This is a genomic window from Nocardia sp. NPDC047654 (assembly GCF_043205035.1).
Classification (GTDB): Bacteria; Actinomycetota; Actinomycetes; order Mycobacteriales; family Mycobacteriaceae; genus Nocardia.
The window spans coordinates 137,674-156,356 of record NZ_JBIDDF010000017.1 but is presented as its reverse complement, the minus strand read 5'-3'; the positions used below and the strand labels follow the sequence as shown (position 1 = coordinate 156,356).

Below are 18,683 nucleotides of genomic sequence, written 5' to 3'. Positions count from 1 at the left end.
GGCGGGGGGGGGGGGGGCGCCCCGCCTCTCCCCGCGCCGGGGGGGCCCCCCCCCCCGGGGGCCCCGGGCGGCCCCCCCCCCCCCCCCCCCCCGCCCCCCCCCCCCCCCCCGCCCCCCCCGGCCCCCCCCCCCCCCCCCCCAACACATGTCCCCGCAGTCAGCGAGGAGAGGCCGGCGGCTCGTCCCGGATCTCGACCACCCCCGACTCGGCGAGTGAACCGATCTCGACGTCCGTAATCCCAAGGCACTCACGCAGTACGGCACGGGCGCCATCAATGGAGCGGGTCGCGGGGCGCAGGCAGGTTCTCGAACAGTGTCGGCCCGGCGGTGACCGGTATCGCCTCGTCGTAACCGGGTTGCGCCAGTAGGGCGATCTGACCACGCGCTACCAGAGCCGGGTCACTCATCAGGTCGGTGACATGAGCGACCGCCGCGGCGGAGACGCCGGACTCTTGGAGCACTCGCTGTGCTTCGCCTGGCGTACGCGTGGCCATCCAGTCGACAACCATCGCGTCGAGACCCTCGCGGTTCGCGACGCGATTCGCGGAGGTCGCGCACCTCGGATCAAGGGCGAGGTCGTCTCGGCCGATGGCAACGGAGAACTTCCGCCACTGTTCGTCACCGTCCACCGACAGTGCGCAGTAGGCGCCCTCCCCGTCACATCTATAGACACCGGCGGGCGCCTCGAACTCCGCGACGTTCCCCCGCGCCACCAAGGTTCCCGGTTCGAGTGATTCTCGGGCGAACTCCGTGGCCAGTTGCGAGAAAACGATCTCCATCTCATCCGCGCACGCCCGCGCGGTATCTGGGCGTCACAGCGGATTCTCCGCCCGGGCCACGACCTCCAACTGGTGTCGGCGGGAACCGAAAGCATTGTTCTGCGCGATCTGCCTGCGCGCGAACAGATGCGGATCGGCCTCCGCGGTGAAGCCCATGCCACCATGGTTCTGGATGTTGTCGGCGGCATTGAGTCGGGCGGCGTCGCGCGCGACCACGAGCGCGGCCGCCGCATGGAAGTCGGGCTCCGCGTGTCCTTCGTCCTCGACCAGTGCGGCGTAGACGGTCTGGAAGAACGCGGCTTCCGCGCGCACGGCCATTTCCGCGCACCGATGTTTCACGGCCTGAAATGCGCCGATCGGCTTGCCGAACTGCTCCCGGGTCTTGACGTAATCGGCGGAGTTGGCCAGGGCCGCTTCGGCCAGCCCGCAAAAAGTTGCCGCCTGCAGGACCGTGCCCCACCGCCACACGCCCGCATCGATATGCACCAGACTCGCGGGCCGATCGATTTCGGCGATCGTCATCGGCGCGGTGGGATCCACCGCGTCGACAGCGCTCACCTCCAGCCCCTCGGCCGGGATCAGGGCCACCGCCTCTCCGTCGAGCACGAGGATGTGATCGGCGGTTTCCAGATCGTGCACGCGGAAGCTCCCGAGGATCCGCGAGCCCACCTCGGGTTCGGTGCCCGATTGCCCGAACGCGATCGCCGCCCGGGCGCCGCCTTCCACGAAGGATTCGCACAGCGCATGGTCACCGACGGCCGCGGCGGCCTGCGCGGCGAGCACGGTGCCGAGCACCGGGCCCACCGCGACGTGCCGGCCGAGTTCGCGGAAAGCAGCCACTTGGTCGGCGACACCAAGACCCGTGCCGCCCGCGCCCTCGGCGACGCCGAGGGCGAACACTCCCATCTGCGCCAAGCCCGACCAATAGCGTTCCGTGGCGAGTGAATCGAATATTTGGCCGGGCCGGTCGGCCGCGTGGAGCGCCGCACGCGGCAGTACGGTCGTCAAAAATTTGGCCAAGGAGGCGGCCATCCCCTCCTGTTCGGCGGTGAACAGCATGTCCATGCGGTCTCTACCTGTCCTTGGGGAGGCCGAGCATGCGCTCGCCGATGATGTTGCGTTGAATATCCTTGGTGCCCGCGGCGATCGAGGCCCGGAAGGCGTTCAGCTGCCCCCGTGCCCACGGGGAGAAGCGCTCCGGCCCGACCGTGCTCGCACCGAGCACATCGACGCCGAGAGCCTGGGTGCGCTGCAACAGCTGCGAGAAGTAGTAGCGCACGATCGACCCCTCGACTCCGGGCTTGCCGTTGCGCGCGATCCGCGACACCGTGGCGTAGTTCAGCGCGCGCAGCGCCGCGACCTCGGCGCGAAGCTCGGCGACCTGTACCCGGACGGCCTCGTCGTCGTACGCGCGGCCCTTGCCCAGCGGCGCCGGCGCCGCTTTGGCCTGCTCGACGAGCCGCTCGAGGGTATTGGCGAGTTCTACGATATCGGCCATGAACGCGGTGCCGCGCTCGAACGACAGCGTGGACATGGCCACCGACCAGCCGTTGTCGACACCGCCGACCACATTGGTCAGAGGAATGCGAACATCGTTGTAGAAGACCTCGCAGAATTCCTCTTGGCCGGCAATGTTGCGGATCGGACGGATCTCGATGCCCGGCAGCGACATATCGCAGATCACCCAAGTGATGCCCTTGTGTTTGGGGGCAGATGGGTTCGTGCGGACGAGCAGCTCCTGCCGGTCGGCGACATTCGCATAGCTCGTCCAGATCTTCTGGCCGTTGACCACCAGGTCGTCGCCGTCGATCTCGGCGCGGGTCGACAGGCTCGCCAGGTCGCTGCCGCTGCTCGGCTCGCTGAACCCTTGGCACCAGATCTGTTCACCGCGCAGGATCTGCGGGATGTGCGCGGCCTGCTGCACGTGACTGCCACGAGCCATCAGGGTCGGACCCGCATGGCTCATTCCGACGAAGTTCACACCGAGACCCGGCGCGTGCGCCCTCGCGTAGGCCTCGTACCAGAGCAGCTGCTGCAGCATCGACAGGTCGCGGCCGCCCCATTCCGCGGGCCAGGAGATACCGGCCCAGCCCGCTTCGAACTGAGTCCTCTGCCAGGCGACGTCGAAGTCGCGCGCATCCGGCCACTCGTTCGGCCGGGGTTCGGCCGGACGGTTCTCCTCCAGCCAGGTCCGCGCCTCCTCCCGGAAGGCGATGTCCTCTGGCGAGAACTTCAGATCCATGTCACTCCTTCAGTGGCGGACTCACCCCGCGACTGGATATCCACGCCACCCGCGGTCGCAGCACCGATTTCGATCGTCGTCATCCACTTCGACAATATCGCTAGATAATTATACGATATAGCTCATGCCACAAAACGTCGAGACCGCGCGAGCGCCCTTCGGTACGCTGGCCGAGATCCTGACACTCGACCGGATCGGCGAGCACCACTTTCGCGCCGCACCTCGATCACATCCATCGCGCCGCAAGTTCGGCGGCGAGACCATGGCCCAGGCGGCGGTCGCCGCGGCGTCCACAGTCGAGGCGGACCGCCCACTGCACGCGGTGCACACCCACTTCCTGGGCCCGGCCGATTCCGCCGCCCCCACCGTGTACACGGTGACCCGGCTGCGCGACGGACGCAGTTTCACCGCTCGGCGGGTCCAAGCCCGGCAAGACGAACGGCAGGTGGCCGACACCACCCTGTCGTTCCACCGGCAGCAGAGCGGATTCACGCACGACAACCCGTTCGAAATGCCTGCGCAGCCCGGCAAGATCCCCGACCCCGCGCAACAGCTGGCCGGTGATGCCGAGATTCTGGACTGGTACCTGGATCTTGCCGAACGTGGCGCGGTCGAGTTCCGTTTCCCGGGCGGGCCGTACCGGGCCCGCGTCGCGACAGGCGAGCGGACTCCCCGGCATCAGTCGCTGTGGCTGCGCAGCGCGACCCCGCTCCCGCCGGATCCCACGCAGCACCAGGCCGCCCTGCTGTACCTGACCGACTATCTGATGCTGGGCTTGGCCGCCATGCATCACGGTGTAACGGTCCAGGATCCCGGCGCGGTCGTCGCGACCGTGAACCATTCGGTGTGGTTCCACGCACCGGGTCGGGCCGACGATTGGGTGCTACACCAGCAGCACACGCCGTGGGCGGGCAGCGGACGAGCACTCACCGAAGGACAGCTCTACGCGGCGGACGGGCATCTGCTCGCCACCACGCGCCAAGAGGGCGTGATCAGCCACACCCGGTGACCCCGGGTTCCGCACGGACCCGGGCCCGTTGAGAGGAAAGCATATGCAGCTCGCTGGAAATTCGGCCTTCGTCGCCGGCGGCGGTGGAGGTTTCGGGGCAGCGACCGCGCGGCGTCTGCACGCCGCGGGCGCCAAGGTCGTCATAGCCGACCTCGACGAAACGAAGGGCAAGACCGTCGTCGAAGAGCTCGGGGACGGAGCGGTATTCGTACGCACCGACGTCACCGACGAAGCCGACGTCCGGGAGGCCCTCGCCGCAGCCGCCGATATGGCGCCACTGCGCGTCACGGTCGCCGCGCACGGCGGCCCCGGCGGAAAGCGAGTGCTGAACAAGGAAGGGGTCGCACAGCAACAGAGCGAATTCACCCGGGTCATCGACGTGTTCCTCTCCGCCACGTTCAATATCGCACGGCTCGGCGCCGAGGCGATCGCCGCGTCCGAAACCCTCGACGACGGCGAACGCGGCGTCATCATCAACACCGCCTCGATTGCCGCCTATGAGGGCACGATCGGCCAGGCCGCCTACGGCGCCGCCAAGGCGGGCATCGTGGGGATGACCCTGCCGCTGGCGCGCGACCTCGCCCCGCTGGGCATCCGAGTGGTGACCATCGCCCCCGGCACCTTCCTCACACCCGCGTTCAAGAACGCCGATCCCGTGGAACTGGACGAAATGTGGGGCGCGGCGGTGCCGTTCCCGAAGCGAATGGGCCGCCCCGCCGAGTATGCGCAGCTGGCGCAGCAGATCTGCGAGAACATCTACCTCAACGGCGAGACCATCCGGCTCGACGGCGGATTGCGGTTCACACCGAAAGGCGCCAAGTAGCGGGTGCGCTCCGAGCGCACCCGCCCCGCTTACCGCAGCCGGGGCCGCGGCTTGACGTAGGTCGACCGGTCGACGGTCCGGATCCCGTCCGGGCTACCGATGGTGGCATACGCCAGGCCGCGCTCCAACGCCGTGGAGCGGCCGACATCCAGAGATTCCCAGAACGCCCGGACCGTTCCCTGCACCGCGGAGGTGGGTTTCGCCGCTATCGTAGCGGCGATCTCATGCGCCCGGGCCCGAAGTTCCGCGCGCGCCACCACCTCGGTGACCAGACCGATCTGTAATGCGGTCGACGCGGTCACCCGCTCATCGAGCCCCATGAGGGCCATCCGGAGCGCGTGACTGGCCCCCACCCGATAGGACAGGCCGATCGGTTCCAGAGCTGCCACCATGCCGTAACTCACGTGCGGGTCGAAGAAGGTCGCCTCCTCCGAGCAGATGACGATATCGCTCTCCGTGATCCAGTAGAACGCACCACCGGCAGCCATCCCGTGCACCGCACAGACCACCGGTTTCCACACCTTGTTCGACTTCGGTCCGAGCATCTCCCCCGGATCCCGCTTGGCCCAGATGTTCTCGGGATGAACGAGCCCCTGCTTCACATCGATCCCGGTACTGAAAGCCCGCCCGTCGGCCGCTTGGAGCACCACCGCTCGCACCTCGTCGTCGGCATTGAGTTCGGCCCAGACCGCGGCGAACTCCTCACGCATGCGCTGGTTGAACGAATTCATCGCCTCCGGCCGATTCAGCGTGACCGTCGCGACACCGTCGCCGGTTCGCGCGACCAGGATCGTCTCGTAACCCACCGTCTCCTCGCCCACTGCCGCCATACCTCCTACAATCGGATAACTGATATATATGTTAATGGACTCGTTGCCCGACGAGCAGTCCTATTCCGCCAGGAGGTCCCATGCCGATCCAAGTGCCACCCCTGGGCAGCACGCCCCTTCCGCCCGGAACGTTCGACGGCACAGTCGCACTGGTCACCGGAGGCGGCACCGGTATCGGTAAGGCGATCGCGACCGAACTCGGCCGGCTCGGCGCCGCCGTCGCCATTGCCGGTCGCGACGCCGGGCACCGAGAGGCGGGTATCCGCGCAGTCGAGGAGGCCGGCGGCACCGCCGTGGGCGTCTCGCTCGATGTCCGCGAGCCCGACGCGGTCGCCGCCTGCTTCGATGCGATCGAAGCCCAGCTGGGCGGCATCGGCATCCTGGTCAACAATGCGGCGGGCAACTTCCCCGCGCTGGCCCGCGACTTGTCACCCAACGGCTGGCGCGCAATCACCTCCATCGTGCTGGACGGCACCTTCTACTGCTCGACCGAGTTCGCTCGCCGCGCGATCGCGGCCGGCACGGGGGGATCCATCGTCAATATCGCCGCCACCTACGCGTGGACCGGCGGTCCCGGTACAGCGGCATCCGCGGCCGCCAAATCGGGAGTCGTCAACCTGACCCAGTCGCTCTCAGTGGAATGGGCGCCCTGGGAGATCCGGGTCAACGCGATCGCACCGGGTCTGTTCCCGCACGACGATCACGTCGCCGCCATGCGCAGCGCCCGTCCCGACGGCTACTCCGCCGAGGGCGGACGCATACCCGCGGGCCGGACAGGTGAAGTCCGGGAGCTGGGGTGGGCGACGGCCCTGTTGTGCAGCCCGTATATGTCCTACGTCACCGGCCACACACTGGTGGTCGACGGTGGCAACTGGTTGCGTCGCGGGCTGCGGATGCCGGAGTTCGTCAGCGTCGAGGACCAACTGGCCCAGATGAAAGCGGCCCAACAGTGAGCGCCGAACCCCTGGTCCTCGAACGCATCGACGCGGGGGTCGCCGTACTGTCCTACAACCGCCCGGCCAAGCACAACGCCCGCAACGATGCCATGACCGGGCAATGGGAGGCAGCGCTCGACCGCGCGCTCGCCGACGAGGCAGTACGAGTGATCGTGCTGCGCGGCGAGGGCCGCTCCTTCTCTTCCGGACGGGATGTCGGCGAACTGGGACAGCGACCCGACGGCGCGAGCGACGAGGAGTTCATCGCCCGCGCCCAGGCCCGCCAGCTGAAAATCCTGCACAGCGCGAAACCGGTGCTCGCAGCTCTCAAGGGCTACGTGCTCGGGGGCGCACTGGAAACCGCGCTCTCCTGCGATCTGCGAGTAGCCGATCCCACAGCGCGGCTGGCCTTCCCGGAAATCCGCCACGGGCTCGTCACCGACACCGGGGGTATTCCGCTGACCACCCGGCTGGCCGGGCCGTCCCGCGCCAAATTCCTCGCGATGACCGCCGAGAGCATCGACGCGGACCAGGCGCTGCGCTGGGGCCTGGTCGATTTTGTGGTCGAGCCCGAGGCGCTGGACGAGCGGGTACTGGAGCTCGCCCGCACTATGGCCGGGTTCGATCCCGAGGCACTGGCCGCGGCCAAGTCCATCGCGGATACGTCGGTCACCGAAGATCTCGCCGAGGCGCTGCGGGCGGAGCTGGTCGCGCAGGCAGGTTTGTTCGCCGCGCGGCGGCGGGCCGGGCTGTGATGCCGGCGCCACCCACCGCACCGGCCGAACGGACCGGAGATCTGATGGTGGCGGGAACCCGACTGCGATACGGCATCACCGGTGCTGCGAGCGAATTCACCGTGCCCACGCTGCTGCTCGTGCACGGAGCGGGCGCTCACCGGCGCTGGTGGGATCTCGTCGTTCCCGACCTGAGCACGGACCACCGGGTTATCACGCTGGACCTGAGCGGCCACGGTGACAGCGCCTGGCGCGACACCTACGGTCCCACCGTCTACGGCCAGGAGATCCGGGCCGCGGCCCGGCTCGCCGACGGCCCCGTCGTCCTGGTCGGTCATTCGATGGGCGGCCGTGCCGCTGTGGTCGCTGCGGCCACCGCCGGGAAGGAGATCCATGGCACGGTGCTGCTGGACTCTCTGTTCCCGGTACCGGGCGATCGGCCCGAGCGCCCCGATTCGGATCGCCGGACCGGTAGTTACGCCGACGAGGAGACCGCGCGCGACCGGTTCCGGCTGCTTCCCGTGCAACCACGCCCGAGTGCTGCGGAACTACGCGGTATCGCGGACTACGCCCTGACCCGCCGTGGCGGCCGCTGGTGCTGGAAATTCGACCCCCAGGCACTGTGGCGTTTCGAGGACGACATCGTCGACACCGCACTACGTCGCCTGGCCTGCCCCGTCACCTACGTTTACGGCGAACTCAGCCGTGTCCCCAGTGCCGCCGCCGCGCGGCGGCTGGCCGAGATCCTGCCCACGGCGGTGATCACCGCGGTCCCCGACGGTCACCATCACCTTCCGCTCGATTCGCCACAGGCGGTCATCGAGGCGGTGCGCAGCACCGCGACCCGGGTACAGGAGAAGATTCGATCTGCCGAACCGGTTCCCCGACAAGAGGAAGGGCCGACCGACGCCTGACGCGCCGACCGGCCCCTTCCTGTTCCCTCATACCGGCTCGGACACCTGCTCCGCCATGCGCGCGAGAACATCCCGCCGGATCAGCTTGCCGGTCTCGGTGCGGGGCAACTCCGGCCAGAACCAGATCCGGTCCGGGGTCTTGCTCGAGCGCAGGGCAGCCCGGACGAACTCGCGCAACTCACCGGAGTCGACCACGTCACGGGTGACCACGGCCGCCTCCAGCCGCTGCCCCCACTGGTCGTCGGGCACACCGACGACCACGGCGTCCACCACGGCCGGATGCCGCAACAGAACATCCTCGATCTCCGCGGGGGCGATGTTCTCGCCACCACGGATGATGGTGTCGTCCATCCGGCCGCCGACGAACAGGTAGCCTCCCTCATCGAGATGACCTTGATCGCGGGTGTCGAAGAATCCCTCGTCGTCGACCATGCGGCCGATGCCGGCGTACTCCGCCGACACCTGTTCTCCCCGTACACAGATCCGTCCGGGTACGCCGGGGGGCAGCGTGTTGCCGTCGGCGTCACGGATCTCGATCTCGATCGAAGGCAGCACCTTGCCGACCGAACCCAGCCGGGCCCGGATCGCCGGATCCGTGGCGGCGAGTGCCGCGCGGTGGTCTTCTGGATCCAGCACCGCGATAGTCGAGCTCGTTTCGGTGAGACCATAGGCGTTGACGAAGCCGACCTCGGGCCAGGCGTGCAACGCGCGCTCGATGAGAGACAACGGCATCGGCGCGCCGCCGTAGGCCAGGGTCCGAAGGTCGGGCACCGACTTGTCCGCGGCGCAGTCGACAATGCGGGCCAGCATTGTCGGCACCACCAGGGCGTTGGTCACCCGTTCGGTGCGCGCGACCTCCAGCCATTCCTCCGGCCGGAACTGCTCGAGCACCACGGTACGACGACCGGCGTAGAGGTTGGATATGACGTTCGCGACCGCGGCGATGTGGTACGGCGGGACGCTCACCAGCGCCACATCGTCCGGGGACGCCGCGCCGAATTCGACCGAGCCCACCACATAGGACACCAGGTTGGCGTGCCGTAGCAGAACTCCCTTGGGCTCGGAGGTCGTGCCCGATGTGTAGATGACGATCGCGGTCGCGTCCGGGTCCGAAGGTTCCTCCGGCTCGACCGCGACCGGTTCGGCGGTATCGGACAGCCACTCGTCGGGGGTGACCGCCGCGAGCCCCAGCTCGGCCAATGCCTCGTGCCCGGGTTCGTCGGCGATCACGAAGGCTCGGGGGTGCCGCGCCAGCAGCCTGCGCAACTGTTCGGTTCCGAGCCGGTAGTTGATCGGCACCAAGGGAATACCCGCGCGCGACGCGGCGAACATTGCCACGGGAAAAGCCGGGCCATTGACCGCGAGATACACCACCGCATCGGCCCCGGCGGCGTGCAGCCGGGCCGCTCCGGACCCGGCCCGGGCCCGCAGGCCGGTGGCACTGATCGTGGCGCCGGTACGGCCGATGAGCGCGCGCTCACCGAAACCGTCGCAGGTCATGTCGAGCAACATGGACAAACGCATATCGGACGGCCTTTCAGTCCGACGCCGGAAGCGATTTGGCTTCCTGCACCTCGAGCGCGACGCCGTCGAGCGCCAGGGTGCCGCGCCCGCCCTTGGTGCAGAGCACCTCGAGCACACCGCCGGCATCGACATAGCGCTTACCGAGTAGCGATCCGCCGAGTTGAGACGGGTCGGGTTCACCGCCGCCCTGGACGCCTTTGGGCACCATCTCCACGCCGCCGCACGTCAACAGGACGTCCCCGGCCGGCGCCTTGGTCACGATGACCGCTGTGTCGTCAACCGCGCTGGTCAGCGCCTGTCCCATCTTGAGCTGCACATTTACCTCCTGCTGCACGTGCCTGCTGTACCGAGTCCTGCACGGGCTCGTATCGTCAACGTCCGGTCCACACGGGTTTACGCTTCTCGGCGAATGCTCGTGCACCTTCCCGGGCGTCCGCGGACGCCGATACTTCGCGGGTCAGGGATACCGATTTCTCCATACCCTCCGCGAAAGTCCAATCCCGCCCTTCGAGCGCGAGACGTTTGGTCATCGCGACGGCGAGCGGACCATTCCCGGCCACTGCGAGAGCCAGCTCGAGCGCGCCCGCGAGACTTCGACCTTCCGGCACCAGCCGATTGACCAGTCCCAGCTCGCGCGCCCGGCCGGCGTCGATCGGGTCGCCGGTGAGCAGCATTTCCATGGCAACGGCATGCGGAAGTCGCTGCGGCAGCACGAACGCCGCACCGGCCGCGGCCACCAGTCCGCGTTTCACCTCTGGAACACCGAACCGTGCCTTCTCGGAGGCGACGACCATATCGCACGCAAGTAGAAGCTCGAATCCACCGGCCACCGCCCAGCCCTCGACCGCGGCGATGAGCGGCTTACGCGGGCGTCGAGCGGTGATCCCACCGAATCCACGGCCCGGCAGACCCGGGCTCTCACCGCCCGCGGTGAATGCCTTCAGATCCATACCCGAACAGAACGTCCCACCCGCGCCGGTGAGAACCGCGGTCCGCAACTCGGCATCCTCGTCGAGCTCGTCGACCGCCGCCGCGATGGCGCGGGCGGCCGCCCCGTCGAGAGCGTTCTTGGCCCCGGGGCGGTTGATGGTGATGATCTGGACTCCGTCCCTGCGCTCGACGAGCACCTCACCTGTGACGTCCTGGCCCATGATCCACCTTTCCACCGTGTCGCACCTCACGCCAAGCACGAGAATAGCATAAAGAGTTTGATAATTAAGCAGTATTGCCAGACGGTTGCTCGTTAGGGCTGACCCGGTCGCAGCGCGATGAACAATCCCTCGGCTTCGGCACACAACACGTCACCGTGCCGCAACTCCGCGCGCAGAACCCGCTTACGACCCTCTTCGGACACCAGCCAGGCATGAACCCGCAGTTCGGTGTCGACGGGCGTGATCGCGCGATAATCCGTCTTCAGGTACGCGGTGCGCCCGACCGCCCGACCGCCCGCATTCGACAACCGGCCGAGGATCTCGTCGAACATCAGCGGGATGGCACCCCCGTGGGCGGCACCGTTGCGACCCAGGAAGTAGCTGCCGAAGCGGACCGTGCCCTCGGCACCGGTCGCGTCCACGTGCTCGTAGACGATCTTCGGCGCCATCGTCTGTCCGCGGCCGTGCGCGCGCATCGCACGACCGAACGTCCGTTCACCCTCCCCTACCGCCGCCGGAGCCAGCCGCTTGTTCCATGTCTCGAGCGTCTCGTCGAGCTCCGCGACCAACCGGTCGTCGGCGGGCATCGCGGCGACGTTGTCGAGGAAGGCACGCAATCGCTCGGCCATCATGAGCCACGGTGTGGTTTCCTGCTCGAATTCGACGCTCGCCAGGTCCGCGACAGCGAACTGTGCGCCGCCCGCCGCGCCCGTCATGCCGAGACGCTTCCGGTGTGCACTCGCGCCAGCCGCAGGCCCGCCTCCTGCGACTCGGCATCCACCCGCCAGTTACCACAGGAGCAGAAGGCGTAGTAGCCCGCTTTGTCCTCATAGGGCAGGACGGCTTGTCCGTCGCAGTAACCCCCGGCGTTGGCGATCGAGGTCATGAATTCCAACGGCTTCTCGTGTAGCGCGCTTTCGTCGTGGTCGTCCATATCCACTCTCCTGTTCGTTGCTCGGCCCGGACCGCGCCGCCTCAGACGTTGTCCCCGGTCGGCACCGGGGGCACCTGCGGGAACAAGTCGTAGAACGCGCCCTGGGTGATACGTAGCCGGGTCTCCTCGCTGACACCGTCGAACAGGCTTTTCAAAGTGTCCTGGGTGTGCCCGAACGTGCCCTCCATATGCGGGTAGTCGGAGCCGAACATGACGTTCTTGTAGCCCATCGCGTCGTGTGCCGCGACCGCCGTCTCGTCGTGCTGGAACGACGCGTAGACCTGCGTCATCAAGATTTCCTTCGGATCGCGCGAGAGCTTCGGCCGCACCATCTTGTAGTGCTGACGGTAGCCCTCGAGGAGCCGGTCCCCGAGGAACGGAATCCAGGTCGCGCCACCTTCCGAGATCAGCGCCCGCAGCCTCGGGTGCCGATCCAATGCTCCGGAGGCGACCATTTTCATGATCGCGCGCTGCCCCGAGAACGTGGTCTCGGCATAGTTCAGCACCGCCCCGCCGGGGCCCCGGTAGACGATGCCCGCACCGGCCGAGGCCATGTCGACCGGATCGGTGCCGACATGGAACGACAGCACCATATCCGCGGCTTCCGCGGCTGCCCAGAGCGGCTCCCAGTCGTCGCGGTGCCAGTCCGGCGCCTTGGGGTGCGGCGTCGTCGGCAGGAACACCGTCCGGAAGCCCTGCTCGGCCGCCCATTCCAGTTCGGCAACAGCATCCTCGACGATCAGAGTCGGGATCTGGGCGGTCACGACATATCGCGGGGATACCGGGACGATCTCCTCGAGCGCCCACTCGTTGGAAGCGCGCAGCGCCGCCTTCAGCAGCTCCGGGGTCCGGAAGGTGGACGCCCACATACCCAATGACGGGAAGATCACCTCGCCCCAGACACCCTCCTTGTCCAGGTCGCCGATGCGCGCCTTTGCGTCACGCACTCCCACTGCCCGATAGGAGTCCTCCTTGAACTCCGCCAGCGCGGAGGTGGGCAGCTTGCGACGGAACGACTGCCCGTCCACGTGCACCGTCTCCCATTCGCCGTCGGGATCCTTCTCACTCCGCGGGGTGAGCTCGGCCAGGCGCTGCGGCAACCGGGTCTGCCACAGGTCGGCGGGCTCGAGGAAGTGGGAATCACCGGAGTTGGTCCAGATCTTGGTCATCACAGCCTCCTGCTGGGTACCGAACCGCTATTCTCACGGCTCGCTACAAACTTAATAGCGTCTTCTTATGTTTTCATTGATACCATCAGGAGTGTCACCAGCCAAGAGCCATAAGCTGAGAAGGGTCAATTAACTTATGTCGCCCGACAGCACGATCTCGACACCGCCGCCGCGCGGTGCCCCATCCCGGCGTTCACATACCGCAGGTAACGCCACCCGCACCCGGTTACTGGACGCGGCCGAGGCACTGATGGCCGAACGCGGCGTCGAGGGTGTGACCCTGAGCGAGATCCGCAACCGGGCCGGGCAGTCGAACTCCTCGGCGATCGCCTACCACTTCGGCTCCAAGGACGGACTGGTGCGCGCGATCGTGCTCGACCGGCAGCTTCGGATCGATGAGGAGCGCGCCCGGATGATCGACGAACTGGTCCGCACCGGCCGGCAACACGACCCACGGTCGGTGGTGTGGGTAGTGGTCCGGCCGCTCGCCAACACTGTGCGGGAGGGCAGCAGATACGCGGCGTTCCTGGCCCGTCTCTCCGAGCAACCCGAGGTACGGACCCGCTATTGGCCGCAACAGATCGGTTCGTCCTGGAACAACGCCGATCTGCAGCGGCTCATCGCGGACTCCGTCGCGCATCTGCCCGAGCGCGTGCGCCGGAGCCGTTCCTACCAAACAACCAACAGCGTGCTGAACCTACTCGGCGAGCATGCCCGGACCGGCCGCAACCTCAGCGAGGTCCGCCTGCTGAGCTATGTCGACGGCTGGGTGGGCATGCTCACCGCGCCCGTCTCCACCGATACCGCCGGACTTCTGCTGGACTGACCAGCGCGGGCTGCCCACCCGCGCCACGGCCTTACCGCTCCGTGCGCACGGCACAACAGAACTCCCCGGGGCACATCAGTCTTCCGCTTCGGATACCAGACTTCGGACGAGCGCTGGAACCTCCGCCAGTGCCCGGGCGGCGTCGTTGAGGTGGGTGCAGCCGGCCGCTCCGGGCAGCCGGTTCAGCACCTCGGTGCGCAGTTGCCGCAGCGGCAGCCCGATCAGCGATTCCAACCCGCGTGCCGCCAGAGGGCATTCGTGGTAGGGCAGCACCCGCGGCTCTGCGTCCAGTCGCCGCACCGTACCGTGCGGATCGGCCTCTCCTGTGAGGCGGTATTCGTGGACGGCGACGCGGCCACCGCCGGGCACCGTGGCGCTGTCCTGGAACATCGAGTCGATCATGATCGTCTCGTTTTCCAGCCAGACATCGATCCGGCGCGCCCGGCGCATAGACATGGCGGTGATGCGCTCGAGCTCGTGCCAGGCCCACGAGTCGTCGCCGGCATCGAGTTCCGGTACCGGTGCGGTGTGCCGGTCCCATCTGCCAGTACCGTCGGGCATGAGCGCGCCGGAGCCGGGCATGAACCCGGTACATACTCCGGTCATCGGGCGCAGTGGCGGCCGATTGATGGTGGCCACCTCGCCCTCGGAGAACCATCGCGAGTACGCGAAACCGGCAATCAGGGTGGCGCCGGCGATGTCGTCGAGCAGGAGATACGATCCGGCGCCGGCCGCCGCCTCGGCGTCCATCACCTCGGCCAGCACCCCGCGGGAGTTACTGCCACCCCGCAGGCCGATCAGCGCCTCGGTACCCGGGTGCTCCGGTACCGTCTCGAGCCATTCCAACATCCGGGTGGCAGCCTCGACCCCCGCAGCGAAACCGGCGAAATCGAGGATCTCCGGCGGACCTCCGCCGAGAGGAGTACGCAGATCGCGCACCCGCCCGTCCAACCGCAACTGGGTGCCCGGCCCCGCGGGCCAGCGCATATCTATCGTGGAGGTCCGGCGCACCGAGCCCGGCCGACGCCGGGGTGCGGGCCCCAGCGGGCCACGCGGGGTCAACTCGGGCGGCACCGATATTCCCCCAGCCGGCTCACCGCCCTGCTCCTGTGCCCCTGTCATGCCGCCGGCACCACTCGGAACGTACGTTCCCGCGGATGAGGAGCCGGCACTGCGCCGAGAAGCTGACACGTATACGCATGCTGGGGATTGGCGAACAGCTCATCCGGCGTACCGATTTCGACGATCTCACCCTGTCGCATCACCGCAATCCGATCGGAGATCGCTCGGACCAGCGACAGGTCGTGCGAAACGAACAGGTACGCCAGCTTCCGCTCGACTTGCAGCTCGCGCAGCAGCTCGATCACCTGCGCCCGGATCGACATATCCAGCGCGGCTACCGGTTCGTCGCACACCACGATCTGCGGGTCGGTGATCAGAGCCCGCGCGATCGCCACCCGCTGCAACTGCCCACCCGACATCTCGTACGGGTAGCGTTCGAGGAACTGCGGCCCCAGACCCACCCGGTCCATAAGAGCGAGAATCCGCTCGGACCTCTCAGCTGGGCTGTAACCGCCCTGCACCAGCATCGGCTCGGCCAACGCGTGCACGATCTGCCGCTTCGGATTCAGCGACTTGTACGGATCCTGGAAGATCATCGTGGCCTTCGCCCGCATTCGGCGCAACTCCGCGCCCTTCAGCCGCGCGATGTCCTGCCCGAGGATGTCGATCCGGCCCGCGTCCGGATCCACCAGGCGCAGCGCCATCCGCCCCACCGTCGATTTACCGGCGCCCGATTCACCGACCACCGACAGGGTCTCCCCAGCCTTCACCGAGAAGTCCACGCCGCGTACCGCATGATGTACGCGCGCGGGGCGACCGAATGCGTTGCGCTGCAGTACGAAGTCCTTGCGCAGCCCACGCACGACCAGGACATCGGCCGGTTCACCGGCCGCCTCCGGTGCCGGCGGCGGATCGGGAAGTACTCGGGCGGCGAGGAGCCGGCGCGTGTAGGGGTCCTGCGGCCGATCGAACAGATCCGTCACACTCGCGTGCTCGACGACCCGACCCCTGTGCATCACCGCGGCGCGGTCGCAGACCTCGGCCACCACACCGAGATCGTGGGTGATGAGCAACACCGCGAGCCCCAACTCGGCCTGTAGGTCGCCGATGAGCTCGAGAACCTGGCGTTGCACGGTGACGTCCAGCGCAGTGGTCGGCTCGTCGGCGATCAGCAGTTTCGGGTGGCAGGCCAGGGCTATCGCGAGCATTACGCGCTGGCACATGCCACCACTGAACTGGTGCGGATAGTCCCGCGCCCGGCGAGCGGCGTCGGCGATGCCGACAGTATCGAACAGCTCGACCGCACGCGCCCATGCGGCCTTCCGGTCCACTCCCTCGTGCCGGCGGATGGATTCGGCCACCTGATCCCCGACGCTGAACGCCGGGTTCAAGCTGCGCCGGGGCTCCTGGAAGATCATGCCCATGGCGCCACCGCGCAAGGCACTCAGCTCCTGTTCCGGCAACCCGACCAGTTCGCGACCGCCCAGGCGCACCGACCCGGTCAAGCGCGCGTTCGCCGGCAGCAGCTGCATCACGGCGAGCGAGGTGATCGTCTTTCCAGACCCGGATTCGCCCACGAGACCGACGGTTTCACCGGCCGCCACAGTGAGGTCCACGCCGTCGACCAACGTGGTCCATCGACCGTCACCGGACACTTCGACCTTCAGGTCGCGCAGGTCCAGCACCGGGGTGACTGCGCGACTCCCGGGCACGGTCGAGTCGATATCCTTCATCAGTTCTGTCATCTCATGTCCTCACGATCGTCCGGCTTGCTGGCGACCGCCGGCATCGCGCAGGGCGTCTCCCAGCAGCGAGACCAGCAGAATGGCAACGACCAAGATCACCGACGGAGGGATGATGCTCCAGGAGCTCTCGGCGAGCCGGTCGAAGCCCTCGCGGGTCATGGATCCCCAGCTCGCCGTGGGAGATTGAGCGCCGAGACCCAGGAAACTCAGGCCCGCTTCGGAGACGATCACCACTGCGGCGGCGAAGGATATCTGCACCATCAGAGGCGACGCGATATTCGGCAGGATGTGCCGTACAACGATGCGCAGATTACCGACGCCGGCAGCTCGGGCGGCCTCGACATAGTCTTCTCGCTTGCATTGCACCGTGGTGATTCGTGCGAGCCGGAAGAACCGAGGCAATAGCAGTACCCCGACTGCGATCATGGCATTGGTCAGGCTCGGCCCCAGCGCACCGACGATGGCCACCGCGAACAGCAGGGGCGGCAGCGCGAGCAGAACATCGTTGACCCGGCTCAACGACCAGTCCAGCAGCCCCTCGAGGAATCCGGCGAGAATACCGAGCGCTACACCGCCGAGCACGGCGATGCCCATACCGATGAAACAGGACAGCATCGCGGTCCACGTGGCCGCCATGAGCCGGCTGAGAATATCGCGGCCCAGCGAGTCGGTGCCCAGCCAGTGATCCGCGGACGGTGGCTGCAGGCGATCGACCAGCGTCTGTGCCGTGATGTCGTAGGGGGTCCAGAACAGGGAGGTCAGTCCGAGCAGCAGCACCACCGCGAGCAGGACGAGGCAGGTGACACCCACCTTGTCACGGGCGAAGCGGCGGGCGGTGCGGCCCGGGCGGTAGGAGATGCGCAGCGAACGTCGTTCGACGGTTTTCACGGTCATGATGTGCGGGTCCTGGGGTCGAAGTAGCCGTAGGAGATGTCGACGAGCAGGTTCGTCACGATCACGAACACACCACTGATGAGCACCACCCCCTGCATCGTCGGAAGATCCCTGGTGAGCACTGCTTCGACACCCAGTTGCCCGAAGCCCTGGACGTTGAAGACAGCTTCGACGATGACGGCGGCACCGACGATGCGGCCTACCTGGAGCCCGAGAATCGTGACATAGGGGATGGCGGCGTTCTTGGCCGCGTGCTTACCCACGACCAGCCAGCTCGACAGGCCCTTGGCCCGGGCAGTCCGGATGTAGTCCTCTTCGAGGATGTCCACCAGCGAGCCGCGGCCCAGGCGGGCGAGTTCGGCAATGCTGATCGTCGAGATCGCGATCGCCGGGAGGATGGCGTAGCGCAGCCATTCCGTGAAACCCTCCTCGCTCATCTCGGCGTAACCACCGGGCGGCAGGATCTGCAGTCCGCCGAGCGAGAACCACGCGATCAACAGGGCCGCGAGCACGAACGGCGGCAGCGCCAGCATGACCACCGACGTACTGGTGATCATCCGATCGATCCAGGAGTTGCGCTTCAGCGCTGCGAAAACCGCCATGGGGATGCTCAGCAGCACCGAGATCAGGATGGCGAGCACGGCGATCGACGCGGTGCGTGGCAGCCGGGTGAGTACCCGGTCCGATACCGACTCGCCGGTCGAGTACGAGGTACCCAGGTCACCCTGCAGTGCGTTCGCGACATAGTCGAGGTACTGCACCAGAACCGGCCGATCCAGGCCGAGGTCCTGACGAATCCGGTCAACCGCCTCGGCGGAGGCGTCGGGACCCGCGATGATCGCCGCAGGGTCGCCCGGGGCGATCTGGACCAGTGCGAACACCACGACCGTGAGTAGGAACAGGAGCGGTGCGACCGACACCACTCGCGTCCCGAAGAAACGGAGCATAAGGAGAGTTCGCCTCCTTCGGAACGAGCCGGCCGAGATCGAGCACCGCCGGACGTGACGTGCGCCACGTGCAGATCACCTTCGCAAGGCAAAATCAGCTTGTCAAGATAGTTTGGTTTATTTAGTTAACTTATTTTGCCCGCTCTTGTGGGCACAGCGAACGAG

Annotated in this window: 20 protein-coding genes; 6 read left to right on the top strand and 14 right to left on the bottom strand. The window is 67.5% G+C overall.

The annotated features are described in order from the left end of the window. Positions 1-272 precede the first annotated feature (272 nt). The 3 genes from ACGF7Y_RS31040 to ACGF7Y_RS31030 are packed head-to-tail and all read right to left on the bottom strand — an operon-like array spanning position 273 to position 3,021. The gene (locus ACGF7Y_RS31040) at positions 273-779 is read right to left on the bottom strand and encodes a CoA transferase (RefSeq protein WP_393240030.1); all 507 of its coding nucleotides are present in this window, start codon (positions 777-779) and stop codon (positions 273-275) included. A gap of 33 nt (positions 780-812) precedes the next feature. Continuing rightward, positions 813-1,844 carry an acyl-CoA dehydrogenase family protein gene (locus ACGF7Y_RS31035; RefSeq protein WP_195065864.1) on the bottom strand — a complete coding sequence of 344 codons (1,032 nt, stop codon included), beginning with the start codon at positions 1,842-1,844 and terminating at the stop codon, positions 813-815. Between the two features lie 7 nt (positions 1,845-1,851). Next, positions 1,852-3,021: an acyl-CoA dehydrogenase family protein gene (locus ACGF7Y_RS31030; protein ID WP_195065863.1), complete on the bottom strand. Its 1,170-nt coding sequence runs from the start codon at positions 3,019-3,021 to the stop codon at positions 1,852-1,854. Between the two features lie 124 nt (positions 3,022-3,145). On the opposite strand from ACGF7Y_RS31030, the gene ACGF7Y_RS31025 reads away from it, so the two are divergent. Together ACGF7Y_RS31025 and ACGF7Y_RS31020 are read left to right on the top strand one after the other, a co-directional pair. Continuing rightward, positions 3,146-4,030, top strand: coding sequence for an acyl-CoA thioesterase (locus ACGF7Y_RS31025; protein WP_393240027.1), 885 nt, complete (start codon positions 3,146-3,148; stop codon positions 4,028-4,030). A gap of 43 nt (positions 4,031-4,073) precedes the next feature. Continuing rightward, positions 4,074-4,853 carry an SDR family NAD(P)-dependent oxidoreductase gene (locus ACGF7Y_RS31020; RefSeq protein ID WP_195065861.1) on the top strand — a complete coding sequence of 260 codons (780 nt, stop codon included), beginning with the start codon at positions 4,074-4,076 and terminating at the stop codon, positions 4,851-4,853. A 29-nt stretch (positions 4,854-4,882) separates the two neighbouring features. Here ACGF7Y_RS31020 and ACGF7Y_RS31015 read toward each other — a convergent pair whose 3' ends face one another. Further along, the gene (locus tag ACGF7Y_RS31015; protein ID WP_393240024.1) at positions 4,883-5,683 is read right to left on the bottom strand and encodes an enoyl-CoA hydratase/isomerase family protein; all 801 of its coding nucleotides are present in this window, start codon (positions 5,681-5,683) and stop codon (positions 4,883-4,885) included. Positions 5,684-5,763: 80 nt separating this feature from the next. Here ACGF7Y_RS31015 and ACGF7Y_RS31010 point away from each other — a divergent pair, with 80 nt between their 5' ends. Genes ACGF7Y_RS31010 through ACGF7Y_RS31000 form a run of 3 tightly spaced genes read left to right on the top strand, consistent with a single transcriptional unit; the run spans position 5,764 to position 8,266 of the window. Further along, positions 5,764-6,636, top strand: coding sequence for an SDR family oxidoreductase (locus ACGF7Y_RS31010; RefSeq protein WP_195065859.1), 873 nt, complete (start codon positions 5,764-5,766; stop codon positions 6,634-6,636). Continuing rightward, a complete protein-coding gene (locus tag ACGF7Y_RS31005) occupies positions 6,633-7,373 on the top strand; it encodes an enoyl-CoA hydratase/isomerase family protein (RefSeq protein ID WP_195065858.1) in 741 nt (246 codons plus the stop codon). The genes ACGF7Y_RS31010 and ACGF7Y_RS31005 overlap by 4 nt, the downstream gene beginning before the upstream one ends. A 44-nt stretch (positions 7,374-7,417) precedes the next feature. After that, a complete protein-coding gene (locus tag ACGF7Y_RS31000; RefSeq protein ID WP_393240021.1) occupies positions 7,418-8,266 on the top strand; it encodes an alpha/beta fold hydrolase in 849 nt (282 codons plus the stop codon). A 27-nt stretch (positions 8,267-8,293) separates the two neighbouring features. Here the strand turns inward: ACGF7Y_RS31000 and ACGF7Y_RS30995 are convergent, their stop codons facing one another. The 6 genes from ACGF7Y_RS30995 to ACGF7Y_RS30970 all read right to left on the bottom strand — a co-directional run bounded on the left by ACGF7Y_RS30995 (position 8,294) and on the right by ACGF7Y_RS30970 (position 13,044). Next, a complete protein-coding gene (locus ACGF7Y_RS30995) occupies positions 8,294-9,790 on the bottom strand; it encodes a class I adenylate-forming enzyme family protein (protein WP_195065856.1) in 1,497 nt (498 codons plus the stop codon). 13 nt (positions 9,791-9,803) lie between these two features. After that, entirely contained in the window at positions 9,804-10,106 is a 303-nt protein-coding gene (locus ACGF7Y_RS30990; protein WP_195066120.1) for a hypothetical protein, read from the bottom strand. A 55-nt stretch (positions 10,107-10,161) separates the two neighbouring features. After that, positions 10,162-10,941 (bottom strand): crotonase/enoyl-CoA hydratase family protein, encoded by a 780-nt coding sequence (locus tag ACGF7Y_RS30985; RefSeq protein WP_195066119.1) that lies wholly within the window; start codon positions 10,939-10,941, stop codon positions 10,162-10,164. 92 nt (positions 10,942-11,033) lie between these two features. Next, positions 11,034-11,657, bottom strand: coding sequence for a PaaI family thioesterase (locus ACGF7Y_RS30980; RefSeq protein WP_393240017.1), 624 nt, complete (start codon positions 11,655-11,657; stop codon positions 11,034-11,036). After that, on the bottom strand, positions 11,654-11,875 hold the full coding sequence (locus tag ACGF7Y_RS30975) for a hypothetical protein (RefSeq protein WP_195065855.1): 222 nt from the start codon (positions 11,873-11,875) through the stop codon (positions 11,654-11,656). The genes ACGF7Y_RS30980 and ACGF7Y_RS30975 overlap by 4 nt, the downstream gene beginning before the upstream one ends. Before the next feature lie 41 nt (positions 11,876-11,916). Then, positions 11,917-13,044 carry an amidohydrolase family protein gene (locus ACGF7Y_RS30970; RefSeq protein WP_393240013.1) on the bottom strand — a complete coding sequence of 376 codons (1,128 nt, stop codon included), beginning with the start codon at positions 13,042-13,044 and terminating at the stop codon, positions 11,917-11,919. A gap of 136 nt (positions 13,045-13,180) precedes the next feature. On the opposite strand from ACGF7Y_RS30970, the gene ACGF7Y_RS30965 reads away from it, so the two are divergent. Continuing rightward, complete coding sequence (locus ACGF7Y_RS30965) at positions 13,181-13,870, top strand: TetR/AcrR family transcriptional regulator (RefSeq protein WP_195065853.1); 690 nt, start codon at positions 13,181-13,183, stop codon at positions 13,868-13,870. Between the two features lie 75 nt (positions 13,871-13,945). Here the strand turns inward: ACGF7Y_RS30965 and ACGF7Y_RS30960 are convergent, their stop codons facing one another. The 4 genes from ACGF7Y_RS30960 to ACGF7Y_RS30945 are packed head-to-tail and all read right to left on the bottom strand — an operon-like array spanning position 13,946 to position 18,518. After that, positions 13,946-14,992 (bottom strand): DUF2889 domain-containing protein, encoded by a 1,047-nt coding sequence (locus ACGF7Y_RS30960; protein WP_393240009.1) that lies wholly within the window; start codon positions 14,990-14,992, stop codon positions 13,946-13,948. Further along, a complete protein-coding gene (locus tag ACGF7Y_RS30955; protein WP_195065852.1) occupies positions 14,989-16,677 on the bottom strand; it encodes an ABC transporter ATP-binding protein in 1,689 nt (562 codons plus the stop codon). Before ACGF7Y_RS30955 ends, ACGF7Y_RS30960 begins: the two co-directional genes overlap by 4 nt. A gap of 9 nt (positions 16,678-16,686) precedes the next feature. Beyond that, positions 16,687-17,571, bottom strand: coding sequence for an ABC transporter permease (locus ACGF7Y_RS30950; RefSeq protein ID WP_195140523.1), 885 nt, complete (start codon positions 17,569-17,571; stop codon positions 16,687-16,689). After that, on the bottom strand, positions 17,568-18,518 hold the full coding sequence (locus ACGF7Y_RS30945) for an ABC transporter permease (RefSeq protein ID WP_195140522.1): 951 nt from the start codon (positions 18,516-18,518) through the stop codon (positions 17,568-17,570). Before ACGF7Y_RS30945 ends, ACGF7Y_RS30950 begins: the two co-directional genes overlap by 4 nt. Positions 18,519-18,683 lie beyond the last annotated feature (165 nt).

Coding starts and splice junctions, on each gene's coding strand:
- ACGF7Y_RS31040 (WP_393240030.1), bottom strand. CDS start 779: ATGGAGATCGTTTTCTCGCAACTGGCCACGGAGTTCGCCCGAGAATCA.
- ACGF7Y_RS31035 (WP_195065864.1), bottom strand. CDS start 1,844: ATGGACATGCTGTTCACCGCCGAACAGGAGGGGATGGCCGCCTCCTTG.
- ACGF7Y_RS31030 (WP_195065863.1), bottom strand. CDS start 3,021: ATGGATCTGAAGTTCTCGCCAGAGGACATCGCCTTCCGGGAGGAGGCG.
- ACGF7Y_RS31025 (WP_393240027.1), top strand. CDS start 3,146: ATGCCACAAAACGTCGAGACCGCGCGAGCGCCCTTCGGTACGCTGGCC.
- ACGF7Y_RS31020 (WP_195065861.1), top strand. CDS start 4,074: ATGCAGCTCGCTGGAAATTCGGCCTTCGTCGCCGGCGGCGGTGGAGGT.
- ACGF7Y_RS31015 (WP_393240024.1), bottom strand. CDS start 5,683: ATGGCGGCAGTGGGCGAGGAGACGGTGGGTTACGAGACGATCCTGGTC.
- ACGF7Y_RS31010 (WP_195065859.1), top strand. CDS start 5,764: ATGCCGATCCAAGTGCCACCCCTGGGCAGCACGCCCCTTCCGCCCGGA.
- ACGF7Y_RS31000 (WP_393240021.1), top strand. CDS start 7,418: ATGGTGGCGGGAACCCGACTGCGATACGGCATCACCGGTGCTGCGAGC.
- ACGF7Y_RS30995 (WP_195065856.1), bottom strand. CDS start 9,790: ATGCGTTTGTCCATGTTGCTCGACATGACCTGCGACGGTTTCGGTGAG.
- ACGF7Y_RS30985 (WP_195066119.1), bottom strand. CDS start 10,941: ATGGGCCAGGACGTCACAGGTGAGGTGCTCGTCGAGCGCAGGGACGGA.
- ACGF7Y_RS30980 (WP_393240017.1), bottom strand. CDS start 11,657: ATGACGGGCGCGGCGGGCGGCGCACAGTTCGCTGTCGCGGACCTGGCG.
- ACGF7Y_RS30975 (WP_195065855.1), bottom strand. CDS start 11,875: ATGGACGACCACGACGAAAGCGCGCTACACGAGAAGCCGTTGGAATTC.
- ACGF7Y_RS30970 (WP_393240013.1), bottom strand. CDS start 13,044: ATGACCAAGATCTGGACCAACTCCGGTGATTCCCACTTCCTCGAGCCC.
- ACGF7Y_RS30965 (WP_195065853.1), top strand. CDS start 13,181: ATGTCGCCCGACAGCACGATCTCGACACCGCCGCCGCGCGGTGCCCCA.
- ACGF7Y_RS30960 (WP_393240009.1), bottom strand. CDS start 14,992: ATGACAGGGGCACAGGAGCAGGGCGGTGAGCCGGCTGGGGGAATATCG.
- ACGF7Y_RS30955 (WP_195065852.1), bottom strand. CDS start 16,677: ATGACAGAACTGATGAAGGATATCGACTCGACCGTGCCCGGGAGTCGC.
- ACGF7Y_RS30950 (WP_195140523.1), bottom strand. CDS start 17,571: ATGACCGTGAAAACCGTCGAACGACGTTCGCTGCGCATCTCCTACCGC.
- ACGF7Y_RS30945 (WP_195140522.1), bottom strand. CDS start 18,518: ATGCTCCGTTTCTTCGGGACGCGAGTGGTGTCGGTCGCACCGCTCCTG.